At 45.7% G+C, this 13,901-nt stretch carries 6 protein-coding genes; 4 read left to right on the top strand and 2 right to left on the bottom strand.

What is annotated here, in order from left to right; all coding sequences use genetic code 11:
• Positions 1-36: 36 nt before the first annotated feature.
• On the bottom strand, positions 37-1,938 hold the full coding sequence (locus tag DWX23_RS10190) for a long-chain fatty acid--CoA ligase (protein WP_122374399.1): 1,902 nt from the start codon (positions 1,936-1,938) through the stop codon (positions 37-39).
• Positions 1,939-1,950: 12 nt separating this feature from the next.
• Positions 1,951-5,298, bottom strand: coding sequence for a transcription-repair coupling factor (mfd, locus tag DWX23_RS10195; protein ID WP_122374400.1), 3,348 nt, complete (start codon positions 5,296-5,298; stop codon positions 1,951-1,953).
• Positions 5,299-5,528: 230 nt separating this feature from the next.
• Between mfd and DWX23_RS10200 the strand changes: the two genes are divergently transcribed.
• From DWX23_RS10200 to DWX23_RS10215, 4 genes are all read left to right on the top strand, one after another.
• A complete protein-coding gene (locus DWX23_RS10200; protein ID WP_122352569.1) occupies positions 5,529-6,266 on the top strand; it encodes a polyprenol monophosphomannose synthase in 738 nt (245 codons plus the stop codon).
• Positions 6,267-6,270: 4 nt separating this feature from the next.
• Positions 6,271-9,051: a polysaccharide lyase family 8 super-sandwich domain-containing protein gene (locus tag DWX23_RS10205; RefSeq protein ID WP_122374401.1), complete on the top strand. Its 2,781-nt coding sequence runs from the start codon at positions 6,271-6,273 to the stop codon at positions 9,049-9,051.
• Positions 9,052-9,181: 130 nt separating this feature from the next.
• Positions 9,182-12,340, top strand: coding sequence for a glycosyl hydrolase (locus tag DWX23_RS10210; RefSeq protein WP_122374402.1), 3,159 nt, complete (start codon positions 9,182-9,184; stop codon positions 12,338-12,340).
• Positions 12,341-12,405: 65 nt separating this feature from the next.
• The gene (locus DWX23_RS10215; RefSeq protein WP_122374403.1) at positions 12,406-13,746 is read left to right on the top strand and encodes a dihydroorotase; all 1,341 of its coding nucleotides are present in this window, start codon (positions 12,406-12,408) and stop codon (positions 13,744-13,746) included.
• Positions 13,747-13,901: the final 155 nt, after the last annotated feature.

Raw genomic sequence — 13,901 nt, forward strand, 5'->3', positions numbered from 1 at the left:
TGTGTTTAGTGATTTATTTGGATTTAGCAATATCGTTTATAATGACTTTAAGTTTTCGGCATTTACCGGATTCTTACCTTCCGGTGTGTACAGATGGTCGATTCGGGCAGTATACGCCTTTTCTACTTTGCCGCGTACGATTTTCATCGTACTGTTCACCATGCCGTTCTGTTCGGTGAACGGTTCGGGCAGGACGGCAAATGTCGTCGGCAACCACCGGTCGGGGAACATAGATGCCAGCTCACCGCCTTTACGGAACCGGTCGATCTGTTTCTGTATGATACGGATTGCTTCTTCTTTTCCTTTTTCAGTACTCAGGTCGAGTTGCAGATGTGCCAGATGTCTTTTCAGATGATCTTTATTCGGAACCAGGAGTGCCACCGTATAAGGATTCTGGTTGTTGTAAAGCAGGAGCTGGTCGATACAGGATGAGTGTTCGACCAAAGCCTCTTCGATGCCTTCCGGACTGTATTTCTCTCCGTCGCTACCGATCAGCAAACTTTTGAAACGGCCTAATACATATAATAAACCATCTTTTCCCATATAGCCCATATCCCCGGTATAGAGCCAACCATCCCTAATGGTCTCGGAGGTAGACACCGGATTCTTCCAATAACCTGCCATCACATTTTCACCCCGGATAACGATCTCTCCCTTTTCACTGGTAGGAAGTTCTTTTCCATCCAGGTCGCATATCTTCAAGTCCAGTGGCTGAACCAATATACCGCTACTACCGAATCGGTGATGACGCGGACCGTTAGTTGAAATAACAGGAGTCGCTTCACTTAATCCGTATCCCTGATACATCGGTAGTCCGATGGCATAATAAAATTTTTGCAGGTCCTTATCCAACAGGGCACCGCCGCCGATAAAGAATTTCAGTTCACCTCCGAAATTTTCGCGAACCTTGGAAAAGATGATGCTGTCGAACAGATTGACTACCGGTTTTAGCAAGAACTTCCAGCCACGTCCTTTGTCATCGCCTCCGTCACCGTTATAGGTATAGGCAACGTCCAGTCCCATATGGAACAGGCGGTTGACCATATTACCCTGGGCACGGATACCCTGTTCGATATTTTTCTTGAAGTTCTTGGCAAGGGCCGGAACACTCAATATTAAGTATGGCTTGAACTCTTTGATATTTACAGGTATATTTTTCAATGTTTCCATACCTGTTTTTCCAACCTGTACGGTAGCAACCGAAGCCCCTTTATACATAAATATATAGAAGCCTACTACGTGGGCGAAACAATGATCGAGCGGAAGGATGACCAGCGTGCGCCAGGTATCGTCAATATCCACACAGGTAAGAGATTGTTCCACATTTGCCGTGTAATTGCGATGGGTGAGAATGACGCCCTTCGGGTCGGCAGTCGTTCCCGAAGTATAGGTGATTGTGGCGTAATCGTCATTGGTCAGCGATTGTCCGATAGCCAGGAACTCGTCTAACGAATGTGTACCGAGATATTCTTTTCCCATCTCTATTATTTTAGACAGGGAGATTTCCTTTTCCTGATATTCTTGTTGTTCGTCGAAGATAATGATCTGCTGAAGTAACGGTAGTTTGTCGACGATGGAACGGATTTTTTTCAGTTGGTTGCCGGAAACCATGATATATTTCACATCGGCATGCGTCAGACGGAACAGTAGGTCGTTGGCCTCTTCCAGTTTGATGGAGAGGGGAACATTGGTAGCTCCGGCATAGAACATGGCTAACTCACCGATGATCCAGGCGTTGCGACCTTCACTGAGGAGGGCCATGTTCTCGCCTTTTTTTACTCCAAGGGCAACCAGTCCGGCTCCCAGTGTGTAAACCTGTTCCTTAACCTGTGTATAGGTGGTAGGCTCGAATTTGTCTGTTGTCTTCTCCCATAAAAACGGGTTGTCGGGATATAATTTCACCGAGTTTTCAAAAAGGTCTACCAATGTTCTTCTCATGACATCTTCATTTTATGATTTTTCTATTTCTTCTACTAATGCGCAGGCGGTTTCTACTGTACGGACATTCTTTATCACGATACTGCGCTTACCATTCTGATCGCGGAGGTTACATTCACGTGGATGTTTCTGTATAAAGGCGAGCAACTTGTCGAAAGCCTCGCTCTGATAATACGGGCTATCCGGATTATTGATTAGGAAGATGCTCATCTGCCCCTTCTTCAGAACCAGTTTTTCCATGCCCAGCCTCTTCGCCATCCGGCGAAGACGAACGATGCGGATCAACTCTTTACCTTCTTTCGGGATCTTTCCGAAACGGTCTTTCAGACGTTCCGTGAAAGCAAGTATCTCCCGTTCCTCTTCCATATTATCCAGTTCACGATACAAGGAAATACGTTCCGAGTCGTTTGGAATATAAGTAGGTGGGAACATTAGTTCCAGATCGCTTTCAATATAAGTTTCGCGGACATATTCGCTACCCGAGTCACGTTTACCTTCATCCGAGTCGGCATACAGGTCGGCAAACTCTTCGCTTTTGAGTTCATCGACTGCTTCTTCCAGAATTTTCTGATAAGTTTCGTATCCGAGGTCGGCGATGAAACCGCTTTGTTCGGCCCCCAGCATGTTACCCGCCCCACGAATGTCGAGGTCCTGCATGGCTATATGGATACCGCTTCCCAGTTCGGAAAAATTCTCGATTGCCTGCAAACGGCGGCGTGCTTCCTGTGTCAATGAGGACAGGGGGGGAGAGAGCAGGTAACAGAATGCCTTGCGGTTGCTTCGTCCTACACGTCCGCGCAATTGATGCAAGTCGGATAATCCGAACTGTTGTGCGTTGTTGATGATGATGGTGTTGGCATTCGGTACGTCGATACCGCTTTCCACGATGCTGGTAGCGATTAACACGTCATACTCGTAATTGACGAAGTCGAGAATGATCTTTTCCAGTTTCTCCGGTTCCATCTGTCCGTGTCCGACTGCCACGCGGGCGTCGGGTACTTCCCGGCGGACCAGCGTTTCTATTTCATAAATGTTCTGAATGCGGTTATTGATAAAGAATACCTGTCCGTTACGGCTCATCTCGAAATTGATGGCCTCGCGGATGATATCCGGGTTGAAACGTTCCACTTCTGTCTGCACCGGATAGCGGTTAGGCGGGGGAGTAGTGATGCTGCTCAGGTCGCGGGCGCCCATCAATGAGAACTGTAATGTCCGCGGAATAGGTGTTGCCGTCATTGTCAGCGTATCTACATTCACCTTCATCTGACGGAGCTTCTCTTTAACGGATACACCGAATTTTTGCTCTTCATCGATAATAAGCAATCCCAGGTCCTTGAACTTGACATCTTTACTGACGATACGGTGCGTACCGATCAGAATGTTCACCTGTCCGTCGGCCACGTCTTTCAGAGTAGCCTTGATCTGTGCCGCAGTTCTTGCCCGGCTGATATAATCGATCCGGCAGGGGAAATCTTTCAAACGTTCCGAGAAAGTCTGGAAATGCTGGAAGGCAAGTACTGTCGTCGGAACCAATACTGCCACCTGTTTATTGTCGGATACGGCTTTGAAAGCTGCGCGTATCGCCACCTCGGTTTTTCCAAAACCTACGTCGCCGCAGATCAGACGGTCCATCGGACGCGAACTTTCCATATCCTCTTTTACTTCGCTGGTCGCCTTCATCTGGTCGGGCGTATCTTCGTAGATGAAGCTTGCTTCCAGTTCATGTTGCATAAAACTGTCCGTAGAGTAGGAGAAACCCTTTTCCTGTTTGCGTTGGGAATAAAGAAGGATCAGGTCGCGGGCTATGTCCTTGACTTTTTTCTTGGTCTTTTCCTTCATCTTTTCCCAGGCACCTGTTCCCAGTTTGTTCAGCTTGGGCGGCTCGCCGCTATCTTTCCCTTTATATTTGGATAGTTTGTGCAGTGAGTGTATGCTGACGAAGATAATATCGTTGTTCTGATAGATCAACTTGATCACTTCCTGTATCTTGCCGTTCACTTCGGTACGTACCAGACCGCCGAACTGTCCGACACCGTGGTCAATATGCACGATATAGTCGCCGGTAGTGAATTGGTTCAACTCTTTCAGCGACAAAGTAATTTTTCCACTCCGTGCCTTTTCACTTTTGAGATTGAACTTATGGAAACGGTCGAACAGTTGGTGATCCGTAAAAAGGCAGATGCGCAATGTATCGTCCGCAAACCCTTCGTGTACTGTCTTGTTGACCGAAGTGAAAGGGATGTTTTCCCCCCGGTCTTCAAAGATGGCACGGATACGTGTTGCCTGCTTTTCTACGTCGCTTAATATATATAATGTATAGCCGTTCTCCAGATAATTCCGGAAAGACTCGCTCACCATGTCGAAATTTTTATGGTAAATAGGCTGTGCCTGTGTACTGAACGTAAGCGTTGTATCTGCTACTCCGGTCGGACGCATTCCGAAATGCATTCGGCGGAAGTTCAGTGCTGCCCGCAGGAAATCATCTCCGGTTACCAGTTTTGCACGCATCTTGCTGATATCGCTGAACGATTCTTCATCGCCGATAACCGGTTCTTCATTCCACAGGCTATCGATACGCTCTTTGGTCCATGCCAGATCTTTCGTTGCGAGTATCGTTTTCGGAGGCAGGGAGTCCAGTAATAAGGTCTTTGTCCGGTTACTCTTGTTCATTTCCGGCACGATATAGATACTCTCCAGTTTCTCTTTGGATAACTGCGTCTCTACATCGAACGTACGGATCGTTTCCACCTCACTCCCGAAGAAGTCTATACGGTAAGGAAATTCGTAAGAAAAAGAGAATACGTCCAGAATACTACCGCGTATGGCGTACTGCCCCGGTTCATAGACATAATCAACCTGCTCGAAACCATATTCGTCCAGTACATCGGAAACGAACATATTATCCAGTTTTTCCCTGACACTGATCTTCAGTGTATTCTGTTTCAGGTCTTCACGTGAAATCACTTTTTCAGCCAGTGCATCGGGATAGGAGACAATAACGAACGGTGCTTCAGGGTCCTGAAGTACGCTGAGCACCTCCGTACGAAGTATTTCGTTTGCCGGGTCGATATGCCCGTATTTGATTGCACGCCGGTAAGCGGATGGGAAAAAATAAATATCATTGCTTCCGGTCAGTTGCATCAGGTCATGATAGAAATAACCGGCTTCTTCCTGATCGTTAAGCACGCACACATAGCTCCCCCTTCTTTTTAAAAAAAGAGAAGCGATCATCATTGCAGCGCCCGAACCGTTCAACCCTTTGAGGAATATATTGTTTGACGTATTACCGTTCAAAAGGGTATCTAATGCGGTTATTTGTGGATGGGCGGCAAATATCTTAAGTAATTCTTGTACCTCCATTAAAATAGTTGACAGTTGACAAGTGACAGTTGACAGATACAAGTGTCACCGTAATGTTTCACAAAGGTAGACTTTTTGTTCAAAATAATATAGACTAATAAGTTTAAATCAACTAAAATATGTACCTTCGCGTTTAAGTTGATAATCGATTGATGATAGTCCGGCGGATCTTGCTGTCTAAAGACTGTCAACTGTCAGCTGTCAACTGTCAACTAATTATAAAGGAGATTATGTCAGACAGTATTGTTATTATTCCTACCTACAACGAAAAAGAGAATGTTGAGAATATTATCCGTGCGGTGTTTGGGTTGGAGAAAGAATTTCATATTTTGATTATAGATGACGGCTCACCTGACGGAACAGCAGATATTGTTAAACGTTTGCAGAAAGAGTTTCCCGAACGTCTTTTCATAGTGGAAAGACAGGGTAAGTTAGGATTGGGCACTGCTTACATTTGTGGCTTCAAGTGGGCTATCGAGCATAAATACGATTTTGTATTCGAGATGGATGCCGACTTTAGCCATAACCCGAACGATCTTCCGAAATTATATGCAGCCTGTACGGAACAGGGGGGAGATGTAGCTATCGGTTCACGTTACAGCAATGGGGTAAACGTGGTGAACTGGCCGTTGGGACGTGTGCTGATGTCTTATTATGCCTCCGTCTATGTTCGTTTTGTTACGGGGATGAAGATTCAGGATACGACTGCCGGTTTCAAATGTTATCGCCGGGAAGTGCTTGAAACGATCGATCTCGATCATATTCATTTCAAAGGATATGCTTTTCAGATAGAGATGAAGTTTACTGCTTATAAGTGCGGCTTTAAATTGGTGGAAGTACCTATCATCTTTATTAACCGCGTGTTGGGAACATCGAAGATGAATTCGTCTATTTTCGGAGAAGCTTTGTTCGGCGTGCTTAAACTGAAGTGGTGGAGCTTTTTCCGTAAGTATCCGCAGAAGAAGTGAAATCATGAGACTCCTTACAAACACATTCTTGTTAGCCGCATTCTTGTTTTTGCCTGTGAAAGTGTTCTCGCAGACACAACAGAATGAACTGGAGCAGATCCGGCAGAATTATACGCGGTCGTTGATCGATTCCAATAATGACTCCGATTTGTTGAATCGTATACTGGCAGGTATTCCACCGGAGACAGAGATGTCCGATCAGGTAGTCGTGGAGTTACATCAACGTTATCCCTTTAATCTGGATAAGATCAAGGAGTATATGGATAACATCAATGAAGACGGTTCGTGGCCGGATATCGATTATAACGATACCAAGCGTTCGGGCTGGGATGCCAAAAAACATGCAGACCGTATATTGGAGCTGGCTAAACTATATCATGCCGAGGGGTCTTCCTGTACCTGGTCGCCCCGTTTCTCTACGGTGATCCATCAGGCGCTCGATTATTGGTTTCGCACGAAGCCTGTTTGTAAGAATTGGTGGTATAACGAGATCGGTATTCCTAAGACATTCGGGCCTGCTTTTCTTTTGCTTCGTACGCAGATGCGGCCTGATGAACTGAAAGAAGCGGTGAAAGTAATGGATAACGCCCGTTTCGGTATGACCGGACAGAATAAGGTTTGGTTAGCAGGGAATGTGTTGATGAAAGGGTTGCTGTTGGATGATTACGATTTGGTGAAAGCTGCCCGCGATACAATTATGTCCGAGATAACGACCGGACGTGAGGAAGGCATTAAAAGCGATTGGAGTTTTCATCAGCACGGACCGCAGCAGCAGTTCGGTAATTACGGACTGGCCTATCTGGGAGAAATGAGTTTTTACTCGGAACTGTTTGCCGGGACCTCATTTGCCTTGAATGCCGAACAACAAGCAATATTGAATAATCTACTGACGGAAGGTTACCGCTGGATCATCTGGCGGGGATATATGGATGTGAATGCACTCGACCGTCAGTTATTCCATAATGCGCCTATCCATAAAGCACTAGCGATCGGCAATGCGGCAAATTCGCTCAAGAAAGGAAGTGCGCCTGCTGATGTGGAAAAGCTGGATGCTTTCCTTAATGATAATTTTCCGCCTCAATCTTCGGATGGAGCGGTATTCACCGGACAAAAACATTTTTGGGATTCGGATCAGACGGTCCACCGTGCACCGGCATGGATGGCTTCAGTAAAGATGGCATCCCAACGGGTGATCGGAACCGAATTGGTGAATGAAGATAACCTGAAAGGTTTCTATATGGGTGACGGTGCCACTTATATTTACCGGCATGGAGACGAATATCTGAATGTATTTCCTTTTTGGGACTGGCGTAAGATACCCGGAATCACTTCTTACGAAAGCGATGCTCCGGTACCAAGTCCCCGTTCGTATGGTGCACATACTCGCAATGAAAGTTCTTTTGTCGGTGGCGTAACGGATGGACATACAGGCATGACCGCAATGGTTTTAAACCGTGATGGAGTTCATGCCCGCAAAGCCTGGATTATGACGGACGATTATGTTTTGTGTCTGGGTGCGGGAATAAAAACAGACAGTACATTGAGCTTAACGACTTCGATCGATCAACGGAAGAAAAGGGGAGAACTTTTCTATCTGGAAAATAACCGTTGGAACACGGTGAACGGTACCTTTACAGCAACCGGAAAAGCGTTACGTTTTTACCATGACAGTACAGGATATATCCTGATGCAACCGTCGAATAGCGTATCGATCTCTGAAAAACGTTCCGGAAGTTGGTCTGATTTTATGGGATCGTATACACCGCAAACAGTAGAAGGAGAGGTCGTTTCTCTATATATCCGTCATCCGAAGGAATCTCCGGCTTCTTATCAATATCTTATCTTGCCTGCTGTTTCGGCTGACCGGACAGCCTCTTTCTGTACGGATGATATCCGGGTGCTTTCTAACGATGAGAATATGCAGGCTGTCGGGATAGATAACTGTTTTTATATTACCGCTTATCAGGCAGGAAATATCCGTTTAGCGGATGATATGCTACTGGAAATACAAACTCCGGGTATTTATATGCTCTCTGTTGAGAACGGTGCGATCCGTGTTGAGGCAAGTGATCCGACACATATGCAAACCTCTTTATCCTTGAAGATCAATGACTATGCTTTGAAGATCATGCAACTGGTCGATCAGGTGTCCGGTCAGAGCATATCTATTACTCCTGTCATCAGTGCTCCATTGGTAAAACATATTTCGGTGGACGGCAAGAAAGATGATTGGGCTCAGATCCCTGTTGCCGTATCCGGGTTGATCGCTCCGTGGGATGGAGCTGTGAAAGATCAGACGACATTCTCTGTCTGCCACGATCGGAAGAATTTATATTTCATCTATGAAGTATCCGACTCTACTATTATATATAATAATGAAAAGACCGAGGCTTCGGTCGGTAGCAGCGACCGTATCGAGTTCTTCTTCAGTAAGGATACTACTATGACAGATTACTATTGTGCAGAGATCGACCCGCATGGAAAGGTCATGGACTATCACGCCAAGTTCTACCGCAAATTTAATTTCGACTGGAATTTTAAAGGATTGAAACTCGGAACGTATGTCGGTAAAAATACCTATATCGTAGAAGGCTCCATCCCTTTGAAAACCCTGGAAGATATGGGAGTGATCTCACCGGAAGGAGAGATGTGTTTTGGTGTGTACCGTGCCGATTATTACGGACCGGAAGAAGAACAAGTCATCTGGTCATCCTGGATTATTCCGGATGCTGCTGATCCGGATTTCCATATCCCTTCTTCCCTGGGTGTATTGAAATTGAGATAGACAGTAACAGGTTCATGCTCGTCTTTATCATAATTGAAATATATATTGTCATTTTTATAAGTTCCCGAGAGGTATAGATGGTGTATTTTTGCTCGCATAAACTTCATTGTAATAGCTAAATTTATGTATTATGGCGAAAATAACACACTTATTGCCTGTATGTTTTCTTTCTTGTCTGAGTTTCCTGTCATGCGATGATAAGACGGAAGCATCGGGCAGTTATAATTCTTTTGCGAGTATCGAACAAGGTTTCCGATCGATTCCTGATAGTGTACAGATCGGTGTTTACTGGTATTGGATCTCCGACAATATCTCTAAAGAAGGAGTAGAGCGAGATCTGGAGGCAATGAAAATTGCTGGTATCAACCGTGCATTTATCGGAAATATCGGTATCAATGAACTTGAGTATGGTAAAAATAAATTATTAAGCCCCGAATGGTGGGAGATCACGCATGCCGCATTGAAGAAAGCGACGGAGCTGAATATTGAAATAGGTATTTTCAATAGCCCGGGATGGAGCCAGTCCGGCGGTCCGTGGGTAAAAAGTAATCAGGCCATGCGCTATCTGACCTCTTCCGATACGATCGTTTCCGGACCGAAACGTATGCAACTGACTTTACCTTCCGTAGGAAAAGACGAACAGGAGGTTTGTGTGATCGCTTATCCGGCATCCGAGAAACCGGCAATCGAGAAAAGTTGGACTATAACGAAGAAATCTGGACAAGCCTTTTCTTCCGAATTAAATCTGGGTAAGGATGAAACGGTCCGTACACTGGTTTATCGGGTGAACACTCCTTTCAAAACATCTGCTAAACTGTGGGTAAAGAAGGATGGTAAAGAAGAACTGGTAAGACAATTTACGATCGACCGTAGCAATCCGGCATTGAATGTCGGTTTTGATCCTTATGCTCCGGTCGTTATCTCTCTCCCTGAAATTACTGCTTCACAATTCCGTCTGGAAATGTCTGAGGAAGGTGGAGCCAGTGGCCAGGTAACGCTTTCTTCTGCTCCGATGGTAGAACGTTACCCAGAAAAGTCGTTGGCTAAGATGTTCCAGACCCCGCTGCCTATGTGGGATGATTATCTGTGGGAAAAACAACCGGCTGTTAGTAATGCCTCATTACTGGTATCGCCGGATGATATTAAAAATCTGACAGCCAACTCGAAGAATGGCGTATTGGATTGGGAAGTTCCGGAAGGCAACTGGGTAATCCGCCGAATGGTTATGTTACCGACAGGTGTGACGAACTCCCCGGCTGCTCCCGAAGCAACCGGTCCTGAGATCGACAAGATGAGTAAAAAACATGTCGCGTTCCATTTCGATGCCTTTATCGGTGAGATATTGAAACGTATCCCTGAAGCTGACCGTAAGACATTTAAAGTGGTTGTTCAGGATAGCTATGAAACCGGAGGACAAAACTGGACGGACGATATGATCGACGTTTTCAAAGAACGTTACGGATATGATCCCGTTCCGTATCTGCCTGTATTGAATGGAGTAGTGGTTGGAAATCCTGATATCTCTGACCGTTTCCTCTGGGATTTACGCCGTTTGGTATCCGACCGTGTTTCTTACGATTATGTAGGTGGCTTGCGTGATGTTTGCCATCAGCATGGATTGACTACCTGGCTGGAGAATTACGGTCATTGGGGATATCCGGGCGAATTCCTGCAATATGGCGGCCAGTCCGACGAGATTGCAGGTGAATTCTGGAGTGAAGGTTCTTTGGGTGATATCGAAAACAGAGCAGCTTCTTCTTGCGGACATATTTATGGCAAACGACGTATTTGGGCTGAATCGTTCACCAGCGGAGGACCGGCATTTAGCCGTTATCCTTACCTGATGAAACAACGTGGAGACCGTTTCTTTACGGAAGGTATAAACAGTACGTTGTTACATGTGTTCATTCATCAGCCGTATGAAGACCGTGAGCCGGGAATGGCAGCTTGGTTCGGTAATGAATTTAACCGGAAGAATACCTGGTTCAGCCAGATCGATGTGTTCATCAACTATCTGAAGAGATGTAATTTCATGTTGCAGGAGGGCGATTATGTAGCCGATGTTGCTTATTTTATCGGAGAAGATGCTCCGAAGATGACAGGTGTCTGTACACCTGCACTTCCTGCCGGTTACTCATTCGATTATATCAATGGAGAAGTATTGTTAGAGCGGGCATCCGTGAAAGACGGCCGGATCGTTTTACCGAGCGGAATGAAATATAGTCTGCTGGTCTTACCGCAACTGGAGACAATGCGTCCTGAAGTATTGAGAAAGATAAAAGAATTATTGTTGGCTGGAGCTTCTATCATGGGGCCGGCACCGAAATATTCACCGAGTCTGAGTAACTACCCTGCAGCCGATCAGGAAATACAGGCATTAGCTGCAGAACTTTGGGGTGACCAGACCGAGTCTGTTCGTACAATAGGAAAAGGCCGTTTGTTTATGTCGGCCAACTCTTTGCAACCTGTACTGGATGCTTTGCAGGTAAAACCTGATATGCACGTGGATTCCGATAGTCCGATCCTGTTTATCCACCGTACGACAGATGAAGGCGATATTTATTTCATCTCGAATCAGAGTGAGAAGCCGGTTGATGTACGTCCGTCTTTCCGCGTAGCAGGAAAGTTGCCGGAACTGTGGAATCCGCTGACTGCTGAGATACGCCGTTTACCTGAGTTCACATGTGCCGATGGAGTAACGACTGTTCCGATTCATCTGGAAGGAAACGAAAGTTCATTCATTATTTTCCGTAAGAAAGAAACTCCGCAGGAAACGACAGCCCGCAATTATCCGCGCAAAGAAATTGTAGCAACGGTTACTACTCCCTGGCAGGTAGATTTTGAAAAAGGGAAAAGAGGACCGGAAAAGACTGTTCTTTTCCCAGAGTTGCAAGACTGGATAACTAATGCAGATCCTTCGATCCGTTACTTCTCCGGAACAGCAGTCTACACGAACCGTATCACGCTGGATGAGTTACCGCAAAAGGCTCTTTACCTGGATTTGGGAAAAGTCATGGTAATGGCAAAAGTAAAGATTAACGGGCAATATGTGGGTGGTGTATGGACGACTCCTTACCGCTTACCTGTAAGCGATTATCTGCGCAAAGGAGAGAATGTTATAGAAGTGGAGGTTGTGAACAACTGGCGTAACCGTTTGATCGGTGACGATGCGTTACCAGAAAAGGAACGCGCTACCTGGGCAAATCTGAATTTCTGGAAGGCCGATTCGCCTTTGCAATCGTCCGGTCTGATGGGGCCGGTGGAGATTCAGGCTTATTCTTATGAATAACTGCTACCGCTTGTCTTGTTTTTGAATAGAATCTTGTACATTTGTAACAAATAAACACAAAGTATATGAATAAGATTCTGATAAAAAACGCTCGTATAGTTAATGAAGGACGCATGTTTAAGGGTGCCGTCCTGATCGATCGAGATAAAATAGAAGAGGTGTATGAAGAGGCTGTCCCTGTGGCAGCCTCTGGTGTGCAGGTAATCGATGCCGAAGGAAAGCTCTTGTTACCGGGAGCGATCGACGACCAGGTGCATTTCCGTGAACCGGGTTTGACACACAAAGGAGATATAGCCAGTGAGAGCCGTGCTGCTGTAGCAGGTGGTATAACCAGTTTTATGGATATGCCGAACACCAAACCGCAGACTACCTCGATTACCGATCTGGAATGGAAACTTCAGCGTGGTGCGGAAACATCTCTGGCTAATTATTCTTTCTTTTTCGGAGGAACGAATGATAATATGGACGAGATCCGTAAACTGGATCGAAGCCGTGTACCGGGTTTGAAACTTTTCCTCGGTTCTTCTACGGGAAACATGCTCGTGGATAAGAAAGAAAGTCTCGAACGCATCTTCGGAGAAGCAGATATGCTGATCGCTATCCATGCGGAGAAAGAAGAAGTTATCAAACGTAATATAGCCTACTATACGGATATGTACGGGGAAGACCTCGATATCTCCTTCCATAGTAAGATCAGAAGTGAAGAGGCCTGCTATGCTTCTTCATCCGAAGCAGTGGAACTGGCTACTCGCCTGAATTCTCGTTTACATATTCTGCATTTGTCGACAGCAAAGGAACTGACTTTATTAAGTAATGAAATCCCTTTAAGTGAAAAGAAGATAACGGGTGAAGTGTGTGTGCATCACCTTTGGTTCCACGACGGTGATTATGCCAAATATGGTAACCGGATCAAATGGAATCCGTCTATTAAAACGCTGGCAGACCGTACCGCTTTGCGTAATGCAGTCAATGATAATACGATCGATATTGTGGCGACCGACCATGCTCCGCATTTGTTGTCCGAAAAGGAAGGCAGTTGCCTGAAAGCGGCTTCGGGCGGTCCGTTAGTACAACATTCGCTGGTTGGTATGTTGGAAATGGTGGCGGAAGGCTGTTTTACTTATGAGAAAGTGGTGGAAAAGATGGCACATATGCCTGCCGATCTGTTCCATATCGACCGCCGTGGTTATATCCGCCCGGGATATTATGCCGACCTGGTTCTGGTGGATCCGGAAAAGTGCTGGACTGTGGCTCCTGAAAATATTTTGTATAAATGCGGATGGTCTCCGTTTGAGGGTACGACATTCCATCATAGCATCACCCAGACATTTGTAAATGGGCAGTTGGTGTATGACAATGGAGTCGTCGATGACGATGTACGCGGGATGGAAGTAAGATATAACTAAAATACAAAGCTACTTTCATTTTGTTATATTGAACAACAAAATGCAAGAAGTCTATGTATACAGTCTCAGTAAAAATTAAAAGAGGTATATCCGTAACCGGAGAAAAGCGCATGCCGCTTTACGTGCAGCTGATTTACCGTCGTGAAACCCGAAAG

It is taken from the genome of Parabacteroides sp. AF18-52 (assembly GCF_003479145.1).
Lineage (GTDB): Bacteria > Bacteroidota > Bacteroidia > Bacteroidales > Tannerellaceae > Parabacteroides > Parabacteroides faecis.